This is a genomic window from Nonomuraea sp. NPDC049269, from assembly GCF_043197155.1.
Lineage (GTDB): Bacteria > Actinomycetota > Actinomycetes > Streptosporangiales > Streptosporangiaceae > Nonomuraea.
Genome location: NZ_JBICSO010000008.1, coordinates 521746 through 544301, shown reverse-complemented (window position 1 = coordinate 544301; position 22556 = coordinate 521746). Strand labels below are relative to the sequence as shown.

Below are 22556 nucleotides of genomic sequence, written 5' to 3'. Positions count from 1 at the left end.
GACAGGAGGTGCGCGATGGCGATCCGCCGCTCCGCCACCAAACGCCATGGCATGCCCACGATCGTGCAACTGCGGCTCACACCGAACCTGGCTCAGGCTGAGGCGCTGGCGGCGGCGGTGTTGTTGTGTAATCAGGCGGCCACCGTGGTGTCCCGGCTGGCCTGGCAGCATCGTGTGTTCCGTGTGGTGGAGTTGCATCGGCTGGCCTATGACGAGGTGCGGGCGCAGGTGGCCGGACTGGGCGCGCAGGCGGCGGTGCGGGCGATCGCCCGGGTCGCCGGCGCGTATGCCAACCGGCGCGCCACCAAGAAACGCGCTCACATCTTCCGCCCGCACGGCGCCGTCCCCTACGACGCCCGGCTGATGAGCTTCAACCGTGACGCCCGCACCGTGTCGCTGTGGACGCCCACCGGCCGGGTCACCGTCCCGTACACCGGCCGGCCCGAAGACCTCAAAGCCATCGACGTGCTGCCGCGCGGCGAGGCCGATCTGGTCTGCCGGCGCGGGGTGTGGCTGTTGCTGGTCACCGTCACCCTGCCCAAGCCGGTGGTGCGTGAGCCGGTCGGCGGCTTTGTGGGGGTGGATCAGGGGGTGGCGAATCTGGCGGTCACCTGCGACGGCGTGGTGCTGCCCGGCCCGGCGCTGGCCGGCCCGATCGGCGGCAACGGCCACGTCCGCACGCTGCGGGAGCGGCGGCACCGTCAACGCCGGCGGCTGCAGAAGAAGGGCACCCCGGCGGCGCGGCGGGTGCTGCGCCGCCTTGCCGGGCGTGAGCACCGGATGATGAGCGACCTCAACCACCAAATCAGCACGTTTGTGGTGCGTGAAGCCGAACGCACCGGCCGCGGTGTCGCCCTGGAGGATCTGCAGGGCATCCGCGGTCGGGTCAGGGCTCACCGGCTCCAGCGGCGCACCCTGCACAGCTGGGCCTTCGCCCAGCAGATCACCTTCACCCGCTACAAGGCCGCCCGCGCCGGGATCGCCTTCCTGCTGGTCGACCCCGCCTACACCTCGCAGGCGTGTCCGGACTGCGGGAATGTCAGCAGGGCGAATCGGCCGGCATGGGGCCGGTTCGTCTGCACCGGGTGTGGCCTCGCTGGGTACGCCGACCACATCGCGGCCCGCAACATCGCCCAACGCGGCGTTACGGGCTGGGCTGCTATCAACCAGCCACACGCTACCGGCCTCCCCTCACCCAGACGGGACTGCGAGAGCAAACCACCGGCTTCAGCCGGTGGTAGTTGATTCCCATCCCTCGTCGCTCGGCCAGTTCGGGACATCCAGCAGGTCGGACGCAGGTGAGCGGCCCGTGCTCACGTGCCGGTCGGCGAACGCGGCCACCTCGCCGACCAGGCCGGGGCTCGCGCCGCAGCGCGGCAGCGCCTCCAGCGCGGCGCGGAAGCACGCCTCGGCGACCCGGCGCAGGTGCGGGTCGGCCAGCCCGCACCGCGCCGCCACCCCCCACAGCCGGCGGTACGGCTCCGCGGCGGCCATCGCGGCGTCGGCGGCGCGGTCGTCCATGATGAGGGCATGGGTCACGGCCACACAGACCGGCCAGATCGCCGGGTGCTGGGCGTCGAGGTAGCGGATCTCCAGCCAGCCCCGGGGCCGCACCGGTGGAAACAGCGTCGTGGCGTGGTAGGCCAGGTCCTCGGCGGTGGGCCGCCGCCCGCCGTCGGCCGTCAGCCAGTCTCGGAACGTGGAGCCATCACGGACCGGGCGATAGCTCTGCTCGTCCTCCCGTACCAGCATGAGCCGGGCATCCAGCAGGTATTCCGCCCAGTCCGCGGCAGGATCGCCCGAGGCGGGCACGGGCGAGGTCCTGGTGGGGTCGAGGTGATCCCAGACGGCCTGACGGCCCGACATCCAGCCGCACGGCCGGCCATCGCTCAGCGGCGAGTTGGCGAAGGCCGCCATCAGCACGGGGCCGAACGCGTGCGCCCGATCCCATCGCGCCGCCGGCCGCTCCCCCAGGTCCAGGTTGACCTGGATCGACGCGGTCGAGCACATCATGAGCTGCCCGTACGGCACACCGAGGAACTCGGCCATCGCCTCGTACCGGGGCTCACGCAACTGGCGGCGGGCCGGGCGTACCGGATCGAGGCCGATTCCGGCCAGCACCAGCCCTGCCGCTCGCAGGGCGGCGCGTACGGCGGCCACGTCGCCGGCCAGGCGGGCCAGCGCCTCCGGCAGCGGGCCCGCCGGGCCGGACAGTTCGAGCTGACCGCCCGGTTCGAAGGTCAACCGGCTGCCGCCGGCCAGTTCGGGCAGGGCCCGCTCGATCCTGGCCAGCGAGACCTGCCTGGCCACCTCCGTACGGTCGAAGATCAGGAATTCCAGCTCCACGCCCACCCGGTCCGCGGCGGCGGGACGGAAGCAGTGACGCGCGAAATCCGCCACCTCTGAGGCGTCCCGCAGCGGCGTACTCTCGGCTGTAAGCCCGATCATCGGCCCCCCTCGCATGGCGCATGGGTCTTGATGGTCCGCGTCCAGCGATCCGCCGCAGGCAACGGCGTCCCCATCTACAGACCCGCAAAGGGCGTAAGCGTTACAGACGGATTTTTCCGGAGATCGGATGTGGTGTGACCGGCCGCTACGTCACCTGGAGGGCCTTATGACGGTCGCCGCTCGCGGAACGCGGACATGAGCCGGTCGCGCACGCCGGCGGGGAGTTTCTCCGGGGGCGGATCGCCTAAGGCGGCGATGGTCGCGCGGAACTGTTCGAAGTAGCGGCTACAGCCCTGGCAACAGGCCAGGTGCGCGTGCGCACCCTCGCGCTCGGCCGGATCGAGGGCGTCGTCAAGATAGGCGGTGATGAGATCCACCAGCTCGTCGCATGTGAAGCGCTTCACGACGCCGACCGCCTTGTCTCCTGAATGAACCGTTTCACCTATTGTGCCGCCGCGCGGAGCCGACGGCGCTAGTCCGGCTGTCCCACGGACTCGAAATAGTCCGCGAGCCAGCCGCGCACCGCGACACGGGCGCGATGCAGCAGGACCCGCTGGTTGGCGGCGGAGATCTTCAGGATCTCGCACACCTCGTCGGAGGTGCACCCCTCCACGTCCCGCAGGGTGATCACGATGCGCTGCCGGGGCGGCAGCCTGGCCAGGACCTCGCCGATCAGGCCGCGCACCTCCGAGGCCAGCGCCTCCCCCTCGGGCGTCGGCCAGGCCGCGGGCGGATCCGTCCAGCCGCCCGGCGGCACCGGGTCGAGGTGCTGGTCGGCGGCGTTGCCACCGTCTCCCTCGAAGGCGCTCCACGGCAGCGTGCGCCGCTCGCGGACGCCGCGCTTCTTCGCCGTGTTGACCACGATGCGGAATATCCACGTCTTGACCGAGGAACGGCCCTCGAAGCCATCGATCCCGCCGATCACCGCCAGCCAGGTGTCCTGGACGACCTCTTCCGCGGAGTGGTCGGTGGACACGTAGGACCTGGCCACGCGCAGCATGCCCCGGGACCAGGTGTCGAGCAGCGCCGCGAACATCGCCTCATCACCCGCGCGGAGGGCCCGGACAATGACGTCATCCGAGGGCAACCCTCCGCCCGCGAAAGACCTCACGATCGCTTCCCTCCGGTCAGACGTCGGGACATCCATGACATCCGGGCCGACCCGCGCCCCGCATCTACCCAGGCTAATCTGCCCACCAGCGCGGCCCGGAGGCTGGGCGGCCTCCTGCGTATTCTCAGAAGATGAAATCTCCGGCGAATCGATGAGGAGCATCCCATGCGTCGGTCGGAAAGGCTGCTCTACGCGGCGAACGGGGTCGACCTCCGCGTCGTGGACCTCGAACTGACCGACGGCGAGCACATGGAGCAACCCTTCATCCGCACGCCGCAAGCCGCCGGAGCGGTGGTCTTTCATGACGGGTGCGCGCTGTTGCTATGGCGGCACCGCCCTGTCACCGACACGTGGGGGTGGGAGATCCCACTCGGCGAGATCGGCCCGGACGAGGACCCTGAGAGGGCCGCGGCCCGTCTCGTGGAGGAGCAGACCGGCTGGCGCCCCGGGCCCCTGACGCCACTGATCCGGATCCGCACCGCCGAGAACGTCGCCGACAGCGACCACGTGATCTTCGTCGCCTACCAGGCCACCCGCATCGCCGCGCCGGCCGGCGATCAGGCTCACGAACGGGCCGAATGGCTCCCGGTGCTGGGCATCCAGCGGCTGATCAGCGAGGAGGCCATCACCTCCGCGACCACGGCGGCGGCCCTGCTGCACCTCCTGGCCGACCTCCTGCAGGCACGCGCGTCACACTGAAATGGCCGTCGCCCTCAGTCGTCACCGGACTCCAGGCGATAGAGCGCGTTCAGCAGGGGCCAGGTGGCGGCGGCCATCTCGGCCGGGGTTCGCGGACATCCGCGCTGGAGCCAGTCGACCGACACCCCGATGAGCGCACCGGCGGTGAAGGCCGCCGTGACATCGGGCGGAACGGGCGAAAGGTCGTCGAGCAGGTGATCGCTGGTCGCCTCGGTGATCCGAGCGCGAATGTGGTCGATGACGCGCGCGCTGCCCTGTGATCCCAGCAGCGCGCGGAAGAGCCCGGCGTGCTCGGCCAGGCTGGCGAAGAAGGCGGTCAGCGATTCGGTCGTGTCCTGGGCCAGGTCGCCGGAGTCGAGCGAGGGCTTGGGCACCGCCTGGAGCAGGTCGTCGATCATCGCCGTACAGGCGTCCTCGGCCAGTTCGTGCACATCGCGGTAGTGGTCGTAGAAGGACGAGCGGCTCACTTCGGCGAGTTCGGCGACGTCCGAGACGCTGATTCTGGCCAGCTCCTGCTCCGCGACGAGCTGGATCAGCGCGCGGGCCAGGGCCGCTCGGGTGCGGCGAACGCGCCGGTCGCTCGCTTGGGTCTTGATCATCGCCACAGAAACAGCCTATCGTATGACGACATGTGTCGGTTTTCCTACAGATGTAGGCTAATGACATGACCCGTCGAGAAGGAGTAGCCACGTGACCCTGGCCTATCCGATCCCCAACGACGCAGCGCTGGAACCGCCCGCCGAATGGGCGAAGCTGCGTGGCGAGTGCCCGGTGGCGCACGTGAAGCTGCCCAGCGGCGACCAGGCGACCCTGCTGACCCGCTACGAGGACGTCAAGCAGGTGCTCGCCGACCCGCGCCTCAGCCGCCTGCTCAACGCCCCGGACGCGGCCCGGCTGTCGGACACCGACGATGGCGGCCTGTTCAGCAGCGAGATGGCGGCGATCATCCCGGACGGCGGCGAGGAGCACCAGCACTGGAGGCGCCTGGTCGGCAAGTGGTTCACCGCCAAGCGCATGTCCGCCCTGCGCCCCCAGATGGCGCGGATCGCCGAGCAATTGATCGACCAGATGGTCGAGCGCGGCCGGCCCGCCGACCTCAAAGCGTCGCTGGGCTTCCCGCTGCCGGTCTACGTCATCTGCGACATGCTCGGCGTGCCCGCCGCCGACCGCGAGCGGTTCTCCTACTGGTCCGACACCCTGCTCAACCTGACCAAGTACGAGAAGGCCGAGATCGACGCCGCGCAGGCCGAGTTCTTCCAGTACATGTCTGACCACCTCGCCGCCAAGCGCGCCGAACCCGGTGACGACCTGCTCAGCGAGCTGATCGCGGCCGGCGGGCCGGAGGACGGCGGGCTGACGGAGCTCCAGGTGCTGGTCACCGGGATGGCGCTGCTGGTCGCCGGGCACGAGACCACCGCCAACATGATCGGCAAGATGGTGGCGATGCTGCTGGCCGACCGCACGCGCTGGGAGCGGCTGCTGGCCGACCCGTCGCTGATCCGCACCGCGGTGGAGGAGTCGCTGCGCTTCGACGCCAACTCCGGCTTCGGCCTGCCCCGCTATCTGCCCGAGGAGACCGAGGTCGGCGGCACGGTGTTGCCGAAGGGCACCACGGTGATCTGCAGCATGGCCGCCGCCAACCGCGACGAGGGCGCCTTCGCGGCCGCCGACCGGTTGGATCTGACCCGCAGCCCCAACCCGCACCTGGCCTTCGGCTCCGGCGCCCACTCCTGCCTCGGCCAGGCGCTGGCCCGCACCGAACTGCAGGTCGTGCTGGAGGTACTGCTGCGCAAGCTCCCGACCCTGGACCTGGCGGTGCCGGTGGAGGAGCTGGAACGGTTGGACGGTCTGGCCGTCGGCGGTCTGCTCAAGCTTCCGGTGAGGTGGTAGCCATGAAGATCACTGTTGACGAGGAGAAGTGCTGCGGCGCCGGCCAGTGCGTGCTGATCGCGCCGGAGGTCTTCGACCAGCGCGAGGATGACGGCATCGTCATCCTGCTGGACGCCGAGCCCGGCGCGGACCAGCACGCGGCGGTCCGCGAGACCGCCGCCGTCTGCCCCGCCGGGGCCATCTTCCTGGACGAATAGACAGCCGGGCTGGAGCCGAGCGGGCCCGAGAGCACGAAGACCAAGGGTGGCGACGCCGAACGGGTCCGGCGGCATGAAGGCCGAGCGTGGCGACGCCGAACGGCTCAGGCGAGCTCGCGTGCCTGCCGAGCCACTGCCGAAGCGAGCTCGACGTCGTCGGCCAGACCGAGATCGGTCAGCGACGCCCCCGGCGTGCGCAGCAACCAGGCCGCGAGCACGCGGATCGCCCCTTCGGGCAGCCTGCCCTGCTTCCGTTCGGCGCGCAGGACCGGCAGCACGCGGGTGGCGATCTTCTGGTGGCCGTTTTCAGCGATCTTCGCCAGCGTGTGCCTGATCCTCGGGTTCGCGAAGCGTTCCAGCAGGGCATCACGGTAGGCGGCCAGTTCGATGTCGGGAAGCCCACGGGAGGCCTCCTCCCACCACTGCGCCAGCCAGGCGCGGCAGACAGGATCGGCCACGGCCTCGGCCACGGTCTCGTGCCCGCGCAGGGGCCCGCCGTAGGCCAGCAGGGAATGCCCGCCATTGAGCAGGCGCAGCTTGCGATCCTCGAACGGCGTGACATCGGCCATGAACCGGGCGCCCGCCTCCTCCCAGGCCGGTCTGCCCGCCGGGAAGTCGCCGGCCAGCACCCACTCGCTGTACGGCTCCGTGACCACCGTGGTCGGGTCGTCCTCGGTGGAATAGGGCGTGATCCGGTCCACCATCGTGGAGACGTACGTGGCGTGCCGCACCGCGGCTGAGTGCCCCGTGGCCTCGGCCAGCTCGGCGAGCACGCGTTCGATCAGCTCGCCGTTGCCCGGCAGGTTGTCGCAGGGCACGATCGCGACCGGCCCGTGCCCGGCCTCCCGGCGAGCCACGAGCCCGGCCAGCAGCCGCGCGGCGGCCGTCGTCACCGGTGCACGGGGGTCGGCGCGGAGCGTCTCGGCATCGGAAGGCGTTCCGGGAACGTCGGAGGAGGTGCCCGGAACGTAGCCCGCCTCCGTGATCGTCAACGTGACGACGGCCAGGTCGGGCCGCCGCCAGTAGTCCAGCCACACGTCGTGGTCACTGCCCGGATAGGCGGCGACCAGGGATTCGACGACCTCACGCCGGTCGCCGTCGGGCGCGCGGGTGATCAGGGTATAGCGCCCCTCCCGCGCGGCGAGCCGTGCCGCCAGGTCGGTGCCGCGGTGGCTGAAGGCGGCGATCCCCCACTGCTCGGCGTCGGGCGCGTGGTGGGTGTACCAGGCCTGGTGGGCGCGGGCGAACCCGCCCAGGCCTACATGGAGGATGCGCACCGGACGTCTCACAGCTTGAACGCCTTTCGCGGGTCGACGGTGGAGAAGACCGTCTCTTCCACGGCGAACAACACTATCCGGCGTGCAACAGGCGGGTGGCATGGTGGTCGGGCGCGATGAACAGCTGGGTCGGCGAACGGCATGAGGCGCCGCGCAATTTGCCAGGTGGGCCGCGCGCATGGTCGGCTGCACGCATGACCCAACAGATCGGCGGTCCCGGCGTCGTTCTCACCGATGAGCAGGTGCGGCGCTTCGTGGCCGAGCGGCTCATGGCCGAGGATCTCGACGGCCGCAGTGTCTGCGTGGTGGTCCCCGACGGGACCCGCACCTGCCCGCTCCCCCTCCTGCTCACCGCCGTTCGCGACGCGCTGGAGGGCCGGGTGAGCCGCCTGACCGTGCTCATCGCGCTGGGCACCCACGCCCCGATGGACGACACCGAGCTGGCCCCGGGGGTCCATGCGATCAACCACGCCTGGTGGGAGCCGTCGACGTTCGTCTCCCTCGGCACGATCTCCGCCGACCGGATCGGCGAGCTGTCGGGCGGGTTGCTGCGGCACGAGGTGGACGTACGGATCAACCGCGCGGTAGTGGAGCACGACGTCGCGCTGGTCCTCGGGCCGGTCTTCCCGCACGAGGTGGTCGGCTTCTCCGGGGGCAACAAGTACTTCTTTCCCGGCGTCGCGGGCGCGGATGTGATCGATCTGTCGCATTGGCTCGGCGCGCTGATCACCAGCTCGGAGATCATCGGCACACGCGGCATCACCCCGGTGCGCGCCCTGATCGACGAGGCCGCCTCGCTGATCCCGACCCGGCGGCTGGCGTTCTGCCTGGTGATGCAGTCGGGGTCGGACAAGCTGCATTCGATCGCGTACGGCACACCGCAGCAGGCGTGGGCGGCGGCGGCCGGGGTCTCCGCGGAGACACACGTCCGCTACCTCGACAAGCCCGTCAAGCGCGTCGTCTCCATCATTCCGACGAAATATCAGGACATGTGGACGGGGGCGAAGGGCTTCTACAAGCTCGAACCCGTGGTCGCCGACGGCGGCGAGGTCATCCTCTACGCCCCGCACATCTCCTCGATCTCCGAGATGCACCCCGAGATCGAGGAGATCGGCTACCACTGCCGCGACTACTTCACCAAGCAGTGGGACCGCTTCGAGCACCTGCACTGGGGCGTCCTGGCCCACTCCACCCACCTGCGCGGCTCGGGCACCTACTCGCCGGAGGAGGGCGAGCGCTGCCGGGTCCGGGTCACCCTGGCCACCGCCATCCCCGAGCGGACAGTCCGCCGGGCCAACCTCGGCTACCTTGACCCGGCCAGCGTCGACCTCGAAGCGCTGGCCACCGATCCCGAGACGTTGGTGGTGCCCGAGGCGGGCGAGGTCCTCTACCGGCTGCGCTCATGAGGCGGGCCTGGATCGACGCCTCGGCCGGGATCGCGGGAGACATGCTCCTGGCCGCGCTGCTGGACGCGGGCGCCGGCCTGGAAACGGTCCGCGCGGCCGTGGCGGCGGTCATCCCGGATGAGGTACGACTGACGCCGCGCCAGGTCACCCGAGCCGGGCTGCGGGCCACTCACGTGCGGGTCGAGAGCACCGACCACCACCCGCACCGAACCTGGGCCGAGATCCGCGACCTGATCGGCCGCGCCACTCTTCCCGAACAGGTGCGCGGAGACGCCCTGGCGGTGTTCGAGCGGCTGGCGCGGGCCGAGGCTCGGGTCCACGGCGTGCCTGTGGAAGACGTCCACTTCCACGAGGTCGGCGCCTGGGACTCGATCGCCGACGTGGTGGGCGTATGCGCGGCCCTCCATGATCTGGGCGTGCGCGAGCTGAGCGCGGGTCCGGTGGCGGTCGGCTCGGGCCGGGTGCGGACCGCCCACGGAGAGCTCCCGGTCCCAGTTCCCGCCGTGGCCGAGCTCGCCGCCGGTCGGCGGATCCTCGCGGGTGGAGAGGGCGAGCTGGCCACCCCCACCGGCATGGCCCTGGTCACCGCGCTGGCCCGCGAGTGCGCCGAACTGCCGCCCATGCGCCTGGAGGCCACCGGGGTCGGCGCGGGCGGCCGTGACGTCCCCGAACGCCCCAACGTCGTACGCGTCCTGCTCGGCGCCGACGAGCAGGACGCCGGGAGGCAGGCGGAGGATTCGGTCCTCCTGGAGGCCAACGTCGACGACCTCGACCCCCGGGTATGGCCTTCCGTCCTGACCGCACTGCTCGAAGCGGGCGCGGCCGACGCCTGGCTGGTGCCGATCCTGATGAAGAAAGGCCGCCCCGCCCACACCCTCTGCGTCCTGGCGGCCACCGCGCGGGCGGATCCGCTGCGTGCGGCGATCTTCCGGCTGACCACGACCCTCGGCGTGCGCGAGCGGGCCGTGCGCAAGACCGCGTTGGCGCGTGGCTGGGCGCACGTGGAGGTCCTCGGCGCCCGCCTCCCCGTCAAGGTCGGGTACCGCGAGGGAGTGATCGTACAGGCCACGCCGGAGTTCGAGGACGCCGCCCGCCTCGCCGTACAGGAAGAACTCCCGGTCCGCGCGGTGCTGGACGCGGCCCTGGCGGCCGCCCGCACGGCCCGGCTCGCTCCCGGCGAGCCGGTTCCCTCTCACCTGGAGGACACATGCTCCCCCCACTGACCGGCCCTGAGGCCGCGCTCGCGGACCGGGCGGGCGCCCTGCTCCGGGTCGACGGACGGCTCGGTGTGGCCTTCTCCGGCGGCGTCGACTCCTCGGTCCTGCTGGCGCTGGCCGTCCGCGAACTGGGCGCCGACCGGGTCGTGGCGGTCCTCGGCGTGTCGCCGAGCCTGGCCGCCGACGAGCGCGCGGCGGCCCACCAGGTCGCCGCGTACATCGGCGCCGAAGTGATCGAGGTGCCCACGTACGAGGGCGATCTGCCCGCCTACCGCGCCAACGGCCCGGACCGCTGCTTCCACTGCAAGGACGAGCTGTTCACCCGCATCTCCGCAGCCGGGCTCGGCCTGGCCGCGGTCGCCTACGGTGAGAACGCCGACGACGTGCGGCGCCCCGACCGGCCCGGCAGCCGCGCCGCCGCCGACCACCGGGTGCTCCGCCCCCTCGCCGACGCCGAGCTGGACAAGGCCGCCGTCCGCCGCGTCGCCGCCGCCCTGGGCCTGCCCAGCGCCGACAAGCCCGCCGCCCCCTGCCTGGCCTCGCGCGTCCCGCACTTCGAGGAGGTCACGCCCGAGAAGCTGCACCAGATCGAGCGGGCCGAGCACGCGCTGCGCGCGCTGGGCCTGCGCGAATGCCGGGTCCGCCACCATGGCGAGATCGCCCGGATCGAGGTGCCCGTCGCCGACCTCCCGCTGCTCGCGGGCGAGCTCCGGGAGCAGGTGTTGTCCGCGGTACGGCAGGCGGGCTTCCGCATGGTCGCCGTCGACCTGGCGGGCATCCAGTCGGGGGCTTTCACGCTGCCGTTGGTGGAGGTACGGGGTGGCTGACGCCTGGCAGCCACCCGCCTCCTTCGCCCGGCTCGACGACGACCGGGTGGCGCGGCGGGGCTATCCGGAGGCGGTCTACTGCGAGGGCAAGACTCCCGAGCAGGTCCGCGCGATCGCGGCCCGGCTGACGGGCGACGCGGTCACGCTCTTCACCCGCGCCACCCCTGAGCACGCGCATGCCGTACGGGATGAGCTGCCGGACGCGCGGTACGAGCCGGAAGCCCGGCTGCTGGCCTGGCCACCGGAGCCACCCGCGCCGTCCGGCGGGCGGGTGGTCGTGCTGGCGGCGGGCACTTCCGACCTGCCGGTGGCCCTGGAGGCGGAGCTGACCGCGCGCTATCTCGGCCGCGAGTGCGAGCTGGTGGTGGATGTCGGCGTGGCGGGGCTGCACCGGGTGCTGGACCAGCTCGACCTGTTGCGCGCTGCCCGGGTCGTGGTGGTGGCGGCCGGGATGGACGGCGCGCTGCCGAGCGTGGTGGCGGGGCTGATCAGCGCGCCGGTGGTCGCCGTGCCGACCTCGGTCGGCTACGGCGCCGCCTTCGGCGGCCTGGCCCCACTGCTGGCCATGCTCAACGCCTGCGCGCCCGGCGTCGCCGTGGTCAACATCGACAACGGCTACGGCGCCGGTCACCTGGCGGCTCAGATCGCCTGCCGTTGAGCGTGAACGAAGAAACCCCAGTCCGGAAATCCGGGCTGGGGTCTTTCGGCGTGCGCCGTCAGGGACTCGAACCCCGGACCCGCTGATTAAGAGTCAGCTGCTCTAACCAACTGAGCTAACGGCGCTTGCAGAGAGGAATATACCGGCACTCCGCATCCTGGTCGAATCGGTATCACCTGCCTGCCAGCCGCTAGAATAAAGTTCGGCATTCAGACAGGAGCATCGATGTTCGACTCGCCCGCTGCCGTGACCGAGCGGCTCGCCGCCGTTGACTATCTCTCCGACGACGCCATCTCCACCTCGGTGTTCCTCGCCGCCGCCCTCGGCAAGCCGCTGCTGGTCGAAGGCCCCGCGGGGGTGGGCAAGACGCAGCTGGCCAAGGCCGTGGCGCTGGCCACCGGCTCCGAGCTGATCAGGTTGCAGTGCTACGAGGGGCTCGACGAGGCCAGGGCCCTGTACGAGTGGAACTACAAGAAGCAGCTCCTGCGCATCCAGGCCACCAGCGCGGATGACGACATCTTCAGCGAGGAGTTCCTGCTGGAACGGCCGCTGCTCAAGGCGATCCGGGCCGGGGTGCCGACCGTGCTGCTCATCGACGAGACCGACAAGGCGGATGTGGAGGTCGAGGGGCTGCTGCTGGAGCTCCTGTCGGACTTCCAGGTGACGATCCCCGAGCTGGGCACCATCAGCGCGGTGCGCAAGCCGTACGTCGTGCTGACCTCCAACGCGACCCGCGAGCTGTCCGAGGCGCTCAAGCGGCGCTGCCTGTACCTGCACATCGAGTACCCGACGCCGGAACGCGAGCGCGACATCGTGCTCAGCCAGGTGCCGACGATCCGCGCGGACCTGGCCGAACAGCTGGCCAGGACCGTGGCCACGCTGCGGTCCCTGGAGCTGAAGAAGGCGCCGTCGGTGGCGGAGACGGTCGACTGGGCGAACACGCTGCTCGCTCTGGGGCGCGACGAGCTGGACGAGGCGACTGTGGCGGGCACGCTGGGCGTGGTGCTCAAGCACGCCTCCGACCACGCTCGCGCGGTCAAGGAACTCGGGCTGCCTCATGAGTGACACGTCGCTGGTCGACAGGCATGTCGGGTTCGTGCATGCGCTGCGGGAAGCGGGGCTGCCCGTGTCGCTGGCCGAGGGGCTCGACGCGGTGCGGGCGCTGCGGGTGATCGACCTGACCGAGCGCGAGTCGCTGCGCGCCGCCTACGCGGCGACGCTGGTCAAGAAGCCGGGGTACCGTCCCGGGTTCGACATGCTGTTCGACCTGTGGTTCCCGTCCTCCACAACCGGTCTGAGCACCATAAAAAATGACAGCGCGGAGCTCAGTGAGCTGCGCGACCACCTGGCCCGGCTGCTCACCCATGGCGGTGAGGCCGAGATGCGGGAGTTCGCCAGGGACATGGTCGGGCGGTTCGGCCGGCAGCCGGCGGGTCCCGGCCGCCAGAACTGGTTCTCCTACAGCGTCCTGCGCGCGTTGTCCCCCGAGACGCTGATGGCGCGGATCCTCCAGGAGGTCCTGGCCGGTCAGGAGCGCGGCGGCCTGGCCGAGAAGACGGCGCGGCAGCGGGTGAACGCCGGCATCAAGCGCTTCGAGGACGCGGTCGCCACCGACGTACGCCGCCGCATCGCCGAGGACTCCGGCGTCGAACGCATCGCCCGCTCGGCCGTCCGCCCCCCGCTCGACCAGCTCGACTTCCTCCGCATCACCAAGGCGGACCTGGCCAGGCTGCGGCGAGAGGTCTACCCGCTGGCCAGGCGCCTGGCGGCCAGGCTGACGATCAAGCATCGGAAGGGCAGACGCGGCCGGCTCGACTTCCGCCGCACCATGCGGGCCTCGCTGCAGAGCGGCGGCGTCCCGCTGACCACGCATTTCAAGCCGCCCCGGCCGCACAAGCCCGAGCTGGTGATCCTCTGCGACACCAGCGACTCGGTCTCGTCGTTCGCGCACTTCACGCTGCTGCTCACGTACGCGCTGAGGGAGCAGTTCACCAAGGTACGGGCGTTCGGGTTCGTGGACACGGTCGACGAGATCACCCGCTTCTTCGTCCCCGGCGCGGACGTGGTGGAGGCGATGACCCGGCTGGCCAACGAGGCGGACATGGTGCGCTTCGGCCGGACGAACTATGGCCATTCCTTCGAGCGGTTCGCCGAGCGCTACGGCGACGCGATCGGCTCCAAGACGTCGCTGCTGATCCTCGGCGACGCCCGTTCCAACTACCAGCCGGCCGCCGTCGACACCCTGCGCGCCCTGGCGGCCAAGGCCCGGCACGCCTACTGGCTGAACCCGGAACCCCGGCAGCAGTGGGACACGGGCGACTCCATCGCCACCGACTACGACGCGGTCGTGCCGATGTACGAGTGCCGCAACGTCGCGCAGCTCAGCGCCTTCATCCAGGACCTGGCCTAGGCACGCTGGAGCTCCCGGGCGGCGGTGCGGGTGAGCAGCTCGATCTGCTGCTCGTCGAGCACCTCTCCAGCGGTCGCCTTGATGCGCCGGGCCACCAGGCTCGGCTTGAGCAGCGTGAGGCCCTCAGCGGTGACCTGACCGCCGCGCGGCAGCAGGCCGCAGTGCACGGCGAGCAGCGGGGTGATCGTCACCGGGATCCCGGTCTCGCGGGTCAGCAGCTCGGCGAAGGCGTTGGAGGTGTCGACCAGCGACTTGGCCACCTTGCTGCCGTACTTCTCGCCGAAGAAGAGCCGCCCGGTGTAGGTGGCGATCTCGGTGTCGGGGCTCCACGACTCGTTGTCGATGACCCACACGCCGCCGGGTCCGATCACGAGGTGGTCGATGGACGCCTGATCCCTGATGGCCCGGCCGTCGAGGACGCTGTAGCCGTGCTTGCCGAGCGAGCGGCGGAGCATCCGGCCGGTGATCACCTCACCGCGCCGCCGGCCACGCCAGACCGCGGTCAGGCGGAAGGAGCGCCAGGCGACATACCAGTCGATGCCGGCCACGAGGCCCGCGAACGCGAGGCCGTAGAGGGCGGTGAGCCCCAGGTCGAAGCGGAGCGCCAGGCCGATGCCCGCCGCGAAGCCAACGGCCGCCTTGATCATCCTTGATCGCTTGCGGTTGTTGGCGTCCTCGCGCCAGAACTTCTCGTAGTACCACTGCGGCGATGCCCCAGTGAACTTCTCGTCCTGCTGCACGTAAATAGAGCCACCGGGCACGGCAAACTCCCCCAATGAGTCGCTGCATCCATCAGGATCTGCCACGCCGAAGATCCTCGCCGAGTTAATTAATACCCCACGCGCCCCCGGCGGAAGCAAGGGGACCCTAAGGTGACGGAAATAGCACCTGTCGGAACGTCATCAACCGACCAGTCGGTATGCTGTGCCACGTGAAGGACGAACCGGTACGCAGGAGGCTGCTGGGCGAAGCGACCCGGCTGTTCGCGGAGCGGGGCTTTGAGGGCGCCTCCGTGCAGGAGATCGTACTGGCCGCCGGCGTCACCAAAGGCGCCATGTACCACTATTTCGACTCCAAGGATGATCTGCTGCACGAGATCTACGGCCGGGTGCTGCGCCTGCAGATGGAGCGCCTGACCGAGATCGCCGATGGCCCCGGCACGGTCGCCGAGCGGCTGCACGCGGCGGCGGCCGACGTCATCGAGACCACCACCGCGAACCTCGACGACTCCAAGATCTTCTTCCGGTCGATGCACCTGCTCGCGCCCGCTACCCGCAAGACCGTACGAGCCGAGCGCCGCCGCTACCACGAGCGCTTCCGCGACCTGGTGATCGAGGGCCAGCGCGAGGGCGTGTTCAGCGACCGCGTCCCGGCCGAGCTCGTCGTCGACTACTTCTTCGGCTCGGTGCACCACCTGGGCACCTGGTATCACACGGATGGACCGCTGACCGGCGCCCAGGTGGGCAAGCACTTCGCCGACCTACTCCTGACCTCCCTCGGGGTGACCTCTCTCGAGGGCGGGCACGTCGGCGAGTGACGCCAGTGCCTCCCGGTGGTCGCCGGGTGTGCCGAGCGCCGTCTCGCAGGCCTTGGCGCGCTTGAGGTAGAGATGCAGGGGGTGCTCCCACGTCATCCCGATCCCGCCGTGCAACTGCACGGCCTCCTCGGCCGCGTGTACGGCGACACCCGCGTTCCACGCCTGGGCCACGGCGACCGTCACGGCCGAATCGTCACCGGCGGCCGCACGGGCGGCGGCCCTCGCCCTGACCACGTCGAGCCAGAGATCCGCCAGCCGGTGCTTGATGGCCTGGAACGAGCCGACCGGGCGGGCGAACTGGTGGCGTTCCTTCACGTACGCGAGCGTGGTGTCCAGACACCACTCCGCCACCCCGAGCTGCTCGGAGGCGAGCAGCCCCGCACCGAACCGCAGCACCTCGGCCAGATCGCACGGACCCAGCAACCGCGCGGGCGCCCCAACGATGCGGACCGTGGCGACCGGACGGGTCAGATCCAGCGACGGTACGACCTCGACGGCGGCGTCCGCGGCCTCGACCGCGTACAGCTCCCCGCCGACCGGCACCAGCAGCACGTCGGCCACCTCCGCCCCGGCGACCGCGGACACGGCCCCGGACAGCGTCCCGCCGTCCACATTCACCGACGAACCCCGCCACGGCCGGTACGGCGAGGCGGCGAACGACACCACCAGGGCCGCGGTCGTCCGGCCCTCGGCCAGCTCGCCCAGCAGGTCCGCCGAACCCGTCGCCAGCAGCGCGTGGGTGGCCAGCACGGCACTGGTGAAGAACGGGACCGGCGTGACGCCCCGGCCGAGCTCCTCCAGCACGACAGCGGCCTCGCGGGCCGAGGCGCCCGCGCCTCCGTACTGCTCGGGAATGAGCAGGCCCGCCACGCCGATCTCCCCGGCGAGCGTCTTCCACAGGTCGAGGTCGTAGGGGTCGGACTCCACCCGCTTGAGCACCGCGGCGGGCGGGCAGCGGTCGGCGAGCAGGCCGCGCACGGCGGCGCGCAGCTCCTCCTCGACCTCCGAGTACAGCAGGGTCATCGGGGCAGGTCCTTCCAAGGGACGTCCTTGTCGACGCGGGGTTCGGAGGGCAGGCCGAGCACCCGTTCGGAGATGATGTTGCGCAGGATCTCCGAGGTGCCGCCCTCGATCGAGTTGCCCTTGGCGCGCAGGTAGCGGTAGCCGGCGCCACGCCCGTAGAAGTCGACGTCCTCCGAGCGGCGGAAGGTCCAGTCGTCGTAGCCGAGGTCGCGCTTGAGCTCGACGTCGAGGCCCGACAGCGCCTGGTTCAGCTTGGCGAACGACAGCTTCATGCCCGACCCCTCCGGACCGGGCTGCCCGGCGACGAGCTGCTCGCGCAGCCGTACCCCGGAAAGGCGGGTCACCTCCGACTCCACCCACAGCGACAGCAGCCGCTGATGCAGGTCGTGGGTGCGCAGCTCGGGGTGCTCGCGCCAGGTGTCGAGCACGGGGCCGATCATGCCGCCGCCGCGCCGTACGGGGGCGCCGCCGATCGCGACGCGCTCGTTCATCAGCGTGGTCTGGGCGACGCGCCAGCCATCGCCGACCTCACCGAGCCGCAGGTCGTCGGAGAGCCGCACGCCGGTGAGAAACACCTCGTTGAACTCGGCCTCCCCGGTGATCTGCCGCAGCGGGCGCACCTCGACGCCCGGCGCGTGCATGTCGCAGATGAAGTACGTCATGCCGCGGTGCTTGGGCACGTCCGGGTCGGTACGGGTGACGAGGATCGCCCACCGGGAGTGGTGCGCGCCGGACGTCCAGACCTTCTGACCGTCGACGACCCATTCGTCGCCGTCCCTGACCGCCCTCGTGGCGAGCGTCGCCAGGTCGGACCCCGCGCCCGGCTCGCTGAAGAGCTGGCACCAGATCTCCTCGCCCGTCCACAGCGGCCGGAGGAAGCGGCGCCGCTGCTCGTCGGTGCCGAACGCCAGGATGGTCGGCGCCGCCATGCCCAGGCCGATGCCCTGCACGCCGGTGTTGAGCTGCGGCGTCCCGGCGAGCTCCCGCTCGACGACCTGCTGCAGGTCCCGCGAGACGCCCAGCCCGCCGAGCCCCTCGGGGAACCACACCCACGCCAGCCCGGCGTCGAACCTGGCCCGCAGGAACTCCAGCCGGTTCTCTGGGTCGTGCGCGCCTCGGAAGGCGTCTATGCGGTGCTTGATGTCCGCCTCGTTCACATGTACCTCTTCAGTTCGCGGTAGGCGAGTGAGCGCTTGTGCACTTCGTCGGGACCGTCGGCCAGGCGCAGCGATCTGGCTCCCGCCCAGAGCGCCGCCAGGGGGAAGTCCTGCGAGACCCCGCCCGCGCCGTGCACCTGGATGGCCTTGTCCAGGATCCATTCCACGGTGATCGGGGTGGAGATCTTGATGGCCTGGATCTCGGTGTGGGCGCCCTGGTTGCCGACGGTGTCCATGAGCCAGGCCGTCTTGAGGACGAGCAGCCGCAACTGCTCGATCCGGATGCGGGACTCGGCGATCCACTCCTGGATGACGCCTTGCTGCGCGACGGGCTTGCCGAACGTCGTACGCTCCAGCGCGCGGCGGCACATCAGCTCGACGGCGCGCTCGGCCATGCCGATCAGCCGCATGCAGTGGTGGATGCGGCCCGGCCCGAGCCTGGCCTGGGCGATCGCGAAGCCGCCGCCCTCCTCGCCGATCAGGTTGTCGACCGGCACCCGTACGTCCTCGAACACGATCTCGGCGTGACCGCCGTGGTCGGCGTCGCTGTAGCCGAACACGTGCATGCCGCGCTTGATCAGCATGCCGGGGGTGTCGCGCGGCACCAGCACCATGCTCTGCTGGCGGTGCTTCGGCGCGTCGGGGTTGGTCTTGCCCATGAGGATGAAGATCTTGCAGTCGGGGTTCATCGCGCCGGAGATGAACCACTTGCGGCCGTTGATGACGTACTCGTTGCCGTCGCGGGCGATGGAGGTGGCGATGTTCGTCGCGTCGGAGGAGGCCACGTCGGGCTCGGTCATCGCGAACGCCGAGCGGATCTCACCGTCGAGCAGCGGCTGCAGCCACTCCTTGCGCTGCCACTCGTTGCCGAACATGGAGAGGACCTCCATGTTGCCGGTGTCCGGCGCGGCGCAGTTGGTGGCCACGGGCGCCAGGCTCGGGCTGCGGCCCATGATCTCCGCCAGGGGCGCGTACTGCAGGTTTGTCAGCCCCGCGCCGTGCTCTCCCGGCAGGAACAGGTTCCACAGGCCGCGCTTTCTGGCCTCGTCCTTCAGGTCGGCGACCAGGGGCGGCGAACCCCATCCGCTGGTCGCCGCCTGCTCCTCGAAGGCGGCCTCGGCCGGGTAGACGCATTCGTCCATGAAGCGCAGCAGGCGCTCGCGCAGGTCCTCGGTGACGCTGTCGAAGGCGAAGTCCATACCCGTGACCCTACCGACCGGCCGGTATGAGTGTCGACAGGTGGTCGCCGGTAAAACCGGGCGGGTGGCCATAAGGGTGATCCGGATCCTGTTTTAGGGTGACCGCCATGAACTTGCTCTCTCCTGTGGTGCTCGAGAACGACGTCGTCCGCCTTGAGCCGCTCACCCTGGAGCACATCCCCGACCTGTTCCTCGCCGGAGGCGGGGACGAGGAGGTCTGGCGCTGGCTGCCTGTCCCGCCGCCGCGTGCCGAGCAGGAGCTGGCGGAGATCGCCCGCGGCCTCCTCTCGGACGGCAAGCACGTCCCTTTCGCGGTCGTGCAGAAGTCGTCGGGGCGGGCCGTCGGCTGGACGACGTACAGCGACGTGCCGGGGTTCGAGAAGAGTGTCGAGATCGGCTGGACCTGGTACGGCCGGGCGGTCTGGCGGACGGCGGTCAACACCTCGTGCAAGCTGTTGCTTATCGACCACGCCTTCGACAAGCTGGGCTACAACCGCGTCATGCTCAAGACGGACGTGCTGAACGAGCGGTCGCAGAACGCCATCAAGCGCATCGGTGGGGTGCATGAGGGCACACTGCGGCGCCAGCGCAGGAGGCCGGACGGCACCTGGCGCGACACGGTCTATTTCGGCATCCTCGAAGAGGAGTGGCCACACCACCGCGCTCGCCTGAACCGTTAGCCGAAAGGGCCGCATGACTGACCGGCTGGGGGGCTACTGGTTAGGCTCCCGGCTCGGCGGCGCCGTCCATGACGCTTACGACGAGTCGGGCACTCGGTATGCGCTCACCCTCCTCCCCTCGCGGCCCCCATACCAGGTCAAGGCCGCCATGCAGGTGCGGTCGCGGTCTGTCGCGCGGGTGGTGGACGCCTGCCTGAATGGGGAGGTGCCGTATCTGGTCAGCGAGTACATCCCCGGGCCGACGCTGGGGGAGGTGGTGGGGCGGCGCGGGCCGTACGAAGGCGGTGACCTGTACCTGCTGGCGGCGGCCACGGCTACTGGGCTGGCGGCGATCCATGAGGCTGGGGCGGTGCACGGCGGGCTGACGCCGGACCGGGTCGTGCTGGGGGTTGAGGGGCCGCGGCTGGTCGGGCTCGGCCTCGGGGGTGATGGGAGCGGGCCTCCCGGGGATGTGCGGGAGTGGGGCAGGCTGCTGGTGTTCGCGGCATACGGCCCCTCCGGCCCATCATCGCCCGACGGGCAGGACCGATTACCTGATCAGCCCGGTCGGCTGCTCGATCGGCTTGATCGGCCGCTTCGGGAGCTCGTGCTGGCGGCGCTCCGCCGGGATCCGGATCGGCGGCCGAGTGCGCATCAACTGCTGCTGTCCCTGCTCGACGTGCCTCAGTCCCAGCAAGGGCGCCTCCTTCCGCCGGAGCCTGTGGACGACCCGCCGCTCGGTGCGCGGGCGGAGAGCCTCTATCTCCAGCTCAGCCGGGCGGACCAGGACGTGGTGCCGGAGGTGTTCCTGCGCCTGGTGGGGATGGACCCCGACGGCACCGACACCCGCCGTCGGGCCACCCGTACCGAACTGGTCACCGGCCGCCCTCCGGAACAGGCCGCCCTGGACCGCGTCCTCAAGGCGTACACCGAAGCGGGCCTGATCACACAGACCCACGACCCGAACTCCCCCACCGCACCGAACCACAACCCCAGCGCACCCACCCTGACCGCACCTGCCCCCAACTCGAGCCTGGCCACACCCGCCCCGCACCCGAGCCTGGCCGCGCACCCCCACCCGACCTCCCTCGCGCAGAACCACGGCCCGAACTCCCCCAGCCCTCGCCAGACCCCCGCCGCGAACTCCCCCAGCCCTCGCCAGACCCCCGCCGCGCAGAACCCCGAGCTGGAACCGGCCGACCAGAGCCACGCTCCCGGAGACGGCGTGATCATCGCCCATGCGGCGCTGCTACGGGCCTGGCCACGCCTGCACGAGTGGCTCGACGCCGAACGCGACGGCCTCGCCGTACACCGGGACCTCACCGGGGCGGCGCGGCGGTGGGAGGCGGGCGGGCGGCGGGAGACCGACCTGTTCCAGGAGGACGAGCTGGACAGGGCGCTGGCGTGGGCGGCGAGCGGGCGGCGGCGGGTGACGTTGAGCGCCGCCGAGCAGGCGTTCCTGGACGGGGGACGCGCGCTGGTGCGCGGCCGGGCCCGCGGCCGGCGCCGGGCCATGGCGGTCCTGGCCTCGGTGACACTCATCGCCGTCTTGGCGGCGATCGTCGTCGCCGTCTGGCAGAACGGCACGGCCGACGGGCGGCTCGACCAGGCCATGGCCAGGGTGGCGGCGTCCAGGGCGCGGGCGCTGCGGGCGGCCGACCCCGTGACGGCCCGCAGGCTGAGCCTGGCCGCGTGGCGCCTGGCCCCGGTCGCGGAGGCCCGTGCCGCGCTGGCGGACTCGGCGGCCGATCCGGCGGTGGACGTGTTCGCCGCCCCGTACGGCGGCGCGCGTTCCCTCGACGCGCTCAGCGACGACGGCACCCGGCTGGCCGCGCTGACCGACGGGACACTCCGGGTGTACGACACCATTTCCGGCAGGCAACTGGCCACGACCGCCGGTCCTGACCAGAGCGTACGGGCGATGGCCTGGTCCCCCGACGGCCAGACGCTGGCGCTCATCGGCGTCGACCGGTCGTACCTGTGGAACACGACCTCCGACGCAGGCGTGGGACCGCCCTTCGGCCGGGGGCTGGGCGCGCCGGGGCAGCAGTCGGCCTGGTTCAGTCCGGGGGGCGGGCTGCTGTTCGCCGCGGCCCGCCAGTCGGGCGAGCGCTGGGCCTGGAACCTGCGGACCGGCCGGGCCGCGTTCGTCGGTCAGTATGTGGTGGTGGGGCCGCGTGACAGGGTGGCGCTGGTGTTCGCGGGGCCGCGTTCGGAGGTCGTACGTCTGTCCACGGGCACCCGCGCTCCGGCGCCGTGGCTGGACAGGATGCCGTGGGAGTACGCGGTTTTCAGCCCCGAGGGTGAGCGGGTGGCGATCGCCGAGGAGACCGGGGTGCAGGTGTACGCGCTGAACGGCGTACCCGTGCTCCCCGCGCGACTCCGGCCGTCACCCGGTCACCTCCGCTTCAGTACGGACGGTCAACTGCTGGCCAGCACGGACACCGACCGCGTCCGGGTCTGGCGCGTCGCGGACGGCACCCGCCTCACGGACCGCCAGGTGCCGCCCACCGGCACCGACCGCCCCGCCCAGGCCGCCCTCGCCCCGGACGGGCGCTGGCTCCGCGTACTGGCCGACCACGGCACGGTCCTCACCATCGACCTCGCCCACGCGACACCACCACCCGACCCGGCCCGCGCGGCGGCGTCGATCTGCGGCCGGTACGGCGGGCTGTCACAGCCGGACTGGAACAGGTACCTGTCCGAGGTGCCGTATCGACCGGTGTGCTGAGCTTGGGGGTCCCGCGAAGCACGGACACGCCCACCACCGCACGAGTTCCACGAAACATGGGTAAGCCCACCACGTCGCAAGTCCCACGAAGCACGCAAACGGTCCCGCAA

Annotated in this window: 22 protein-coding genes and 1 tRNA gene; 13 read left to right on the top strand and 10 right to left on the bottom strand. The window is 71.1% G+C overall.

All coding sequences use genetic code 11. The annotated features are described in order from the left end of the window. Positions 1–15 precede the first annotated feature (15 nt). Positions 16–1245 (top strand): RNA-guided endonuclease InsQ/TnpB family protein, encoded by a 1230-nt coding sequence (locus ACGFNP_RS42030; protein WP_393328379.1) that lies wholly within the window; start codon positions 16–18, stop codon positions 1243–1245. Here the strand turns inward: ACGFNP_RS42030 and egtA are convergent. The 3 genes from egtA to ACGFNP_RS42015 form a co-directional block, all read right to left on the bottom strand. After that, on the bottom strand, positions 1228–2448 hold the full coding sequence (gene egtA, locus ACGFNP_RS42025; protein ID WP_393328377.1) for an ergothioneine biosynthesis glutamate--cysteine ligase EgtA: 1221 nt from the start codon (positions 2446–2448) through the stop codon (positions 1228–1230). The genes ACGFNP_RS42030 and egtA overlap by 18 nt on opposite strands. A gap of 164 nt (positions 2449–2612) precedes the next feature. After that, on the bottom strand, positions 2613–2852 hold the full coding sequence (locus ACGFNP_RS42020) for a zf-HC2 domain-containing protein (RefSeq protein ID WP_358322805.1): 240 nt from the start codon (positions 2850–2852) through the stop codon (positions 2613–2615). 68 nt (positions 2853–2920) lie between these two features. Beyond that, complete coding sequence (locus ACGFNP_RS42015; RefSeq protein ID WP_393328374.1) at positions 2921–3559, bottom strand: RNA polymerase sigma factor; 639 nt, start codon at positions 3557–3559, stop codon at positions 2921–2923. Between the two features lie 165 nt (positions 3560–3724). Here ACGFNP_RS42015 and ACGFNP_RS42010 point away from each other — a divergent pair, with 165 nt between their 5' ends. Beyond that, positions 3725–4258 (top strand): NUDIX hydrolase, encoded by a 534-nt coding sequence (locus ACGFNP_RS42010; protein ID WP_393328371.1) that lies wholly within the window; start codon positions 3725–3727, stop codon positions 4256–4258. 14 nt (positions 4259–4272) lie between these two features. On the opposite strand, the gene ACGFNP_RS42005 is transcribed toward ACGFNP_RS42010, so the two are convergent. After that, on the bottom strand, positions 4273–4857 hold the full coding sequence (locus ACGFNP_RS42005) for a TetR-like C-terminal domain-containing protein (RefSeq protein WP_358323566.1): 585 nt from the start codon (positions 4855–4857) through the stop codon (positions 4273–4275). Between the two features lie 91 nt (positions 4858–4948). On the opposite strand from ACGFNP_RS42005, the gene ACGFNP_RS42000 reads away from it, so the two are divergent. After that, positions 4949–6148, top strand: coding sequence for a cytochrome P450 (locus ACGFNP_RS42000; protein WP_393328368.1), 1200 nt, complete (start codon positions 4949–4951; stop codon positions 6146–6148). Between the two features lie 2 nt (positions 6149–6150). After that, positions 6151–6345, top strand: coding sequence for a ferredoxin (locus ACGFNP_RS41995; protein ID WP_358322816.1), 195 nt, complete (start codon positions 6151–6153; stop codon positions 6343–6345). 104 nt (positions 6346–6449) lie between these two features. Here the strand turns inward: ACGFNP_RS41995 and ACGFNP_RS41990 are convergent, their stop codons facing one another. Further along, positions 6450–7634, bottom strand: coding sequence for a mannitol dehydrogenase family protein (locus ACGFNP_RS41990; protein ID WP_393328364.1), 1185 nt, complete (start codon positions 7632–7634; stop codon positions 6450–6452). Positions 7635–7816: 182 nt separating this feature from the next. Between ACGFNP_RS41990 and ACGFNP_RS41985 the strand changes: the two genes are divergently transcribed. Genes ACGFNP_RS41985 through larB form a run of 4 tightly spaced genes read left to right on the top strand, consistent with a single transcriptional unit; the run spans position 7817 to position 11730 of the window. Next, positions 7817–9028 (top strand): lactate racemase domain-containing protein, encoded by a 1212-nt coding sequence (locus ACGFNP_RS41985; protein ID WP_393328361.1) that lies wholly within the window; start codon positions 7817–7819, stop codon positions 9026–9028. Continuing rightward, positions 9025–10251, top strand: a complete 1227-nt coding sequence (gene larC / locus ACGFNP_RS41980) for a nickel pincer cofactor biosynthesis protein LarC (protein WP_393328358.1) — start codon at positions 9025–9027, stop codon at positions 10249–10251. Before ACGFNP_RS41985 ends, larC begins: the two co-directional genes overlap by 4 nt. After that, entirely contained in the window at positions 10236–11072 is an 837-nt protein-coding gene (gene larE, locus ACGFNP_RS41975; RefSeq protein ID WP_358322828.1) for an ATP-dependent sacrificial sulfur transferase LarE, read from the top strand. Before larC ends, larE begins: the two co-directional genes overlap by 16 nt. Continuing rightward, positions 11065–11730: a nickel pincer cofactor biosynthesis protein LarB gene (gene larB, locus ACGFNP_RS41970; RefSeq protein ID WP_358322831.1), complete on the top strand. Its 666-nt coding sequence runs from the start codon at positions 11065–11067 to the stop codon at positions 11728–11730. The genes larE and larB overlap by 8 nt, the downstream gene beginning before the upstream one ends. A gap of 51 nt (positions 11731–11781) precedes the next feature. Here the strand turns inward: larB and ACGFNP_RS41965 are convergent. Next, positions 11782–11855: transfer RNA gene (locus tag ACGFNP_RS41965), tRNA-Lys, on the bottom strand. A gap of 100 nt (positions 11856–11955) precedes the next feature. Between ACGFNP_RS41965 and ACGFNP_RS41960 the strand changes: the two genes are divergently transcribed. Both ACGFNP_RS41960 and ACGFNP_RS41955 read left to right on the top strand, forming a co-directional pair. Continuing rightward, positions 11956–12795 carry a MoxR family ATPase gene (locus tag ACGFNP_RS41960; RefSeq protein ID WP_358322834.1) on the top strand — a complete coding sequence of 280 codons (840 nt, stop codon included), beginning with the start codon at positions 11956–11958 and terminating at the stop codon, positions 12793–12795. Next, complete coding sequence (locus tag ACGFNP_RS41955) at positions 12788–14140, top strand: VWA domain-containing protein (protein ID WP_358322837.1); 1353 nt, start codon at positions 12788–12790, stop codon at positions 14138–14140. The genes ACGFNP_RS41960 and ACGFNP_RS41955 overlap by 8 nt, the downstream gene beginning before the upstream one ends. Here the strand turns inward: ACGFNP_RS41955 and ACGFNP_RS41950 are convergent. Further along, positions 14137–14901, bottom strand: coding sequence for a nuclease-related domain-containing protein (locus tag ACGFNP_RS41950; protein WP_358322840.1), 765 nt, complete (start codon positions 14899–14901; stop codon positions 14137–14139). The genes ACGFNP_RS41955 and ACGFNP_RS41950 overlap by 4 nt on opposite strands. 170 nt (positions 14902–15071) lie before the next feature. On the opposite strand from ACGFNP_RS41950, the gene ACGFNP_RS41945 reads away from it, so the two are divergent. After that, complete coding sequence (locus tag ACGFNP_RS41945; RefSeq protein ID WP_358322843.1) at positions 15072–15677, top strand: TetR/AcrR family transcriptional regulator; 606 nt, start codon at positions 15072–15074, stop codon at positions 15675–15677. On the opposite strand, the gene ACGFNP_RS41940 is transcribed toward ACGFNP_RS41945, so the two are convergent. Genes ACGFNP_RS41940 through ACGFNP_RS41930 form a run of 3 tightly spaced genes read right to left on the bottom strand, consistent with a single transcriptional unit; the run spans position 15621 to position 19056 of the window. Next, complete coding sequence (locus ACGFNP_RS41940; protein WP_358322845.1) at positions 15621–16700, bottom strand: acyl-CoA dehydrogenase family protein; 1080 nt, start codon at positions 16698–16700, stop codon at positions 15621–15623. The two genes, ACGFNP_RS41945 and ACGFNP_RS41940, sit on opposite strands and share 57 nt — an antisense overlap. After that, positions 16697–17857 (bottom strand): acyl-CoA dehydrogenase family protein, encoded by a 1161-nt coding sequence (locus ACGFNP_RS41935; RefSeq protein ID WP_358322848.1) that lies wholly within the window; start codon positions 17855–17857, stop codon positions 16697–16699. Before ACGFNP_RS41935 ends, ACGFNP_RS41940 begins: the two co-directional genes overlap by 4 nt. Beyond that, a complete protein-coding gene (locus ACGFNP_RS41930) occupies positions 17854–19056 on the bottom strand; it encodes an acyl-CoA dehydrogenase family protein (protein ID WP_358322851.1) in 1203 nt (400 codons plus the stop codon). The genes ACGFNP_RS41935 and ACGFNP_RS41930 overlap by 4 nt, the downstream gene beginning before the upstream one ends. A gap of 107 nt (positions 19057–19163) precedes the next feature. On the opposite strand from ACGFNP_RS41930, the gene ACGFNP_RS41925 reads away from it, so the two are divergent. Both ACGFNP_RS41925 and ACGFNP_RS41920 read left to right on the top strand, forming a co-directional pair. Further along, positions 19164–19736 carry a GNAT family N-acetyltransferase gene (locus tag ACGFNP_RS41925; protein ID WP_393328351.1) on the top strand — a complete coding sequence of 191 codons (573 nt, stop codon included), beginning with the start codon at positions 19164–19166 and terminating at the stop codon, positions 19734–19736. Between the two features lie 13 nt (positions 19737–19749). Then, a complete protein-coding gene (locus ACGFNP_RS41920) occupies positions 19750–22446 on the top strand; it encodes a hypothetical protein (RefSeq protein WP_393328348.1) in 2697 nt (898 codons plus the stop codon). The last annotated feature ends 110 nt before the right edge of the window (positions 22447–22556 follow it).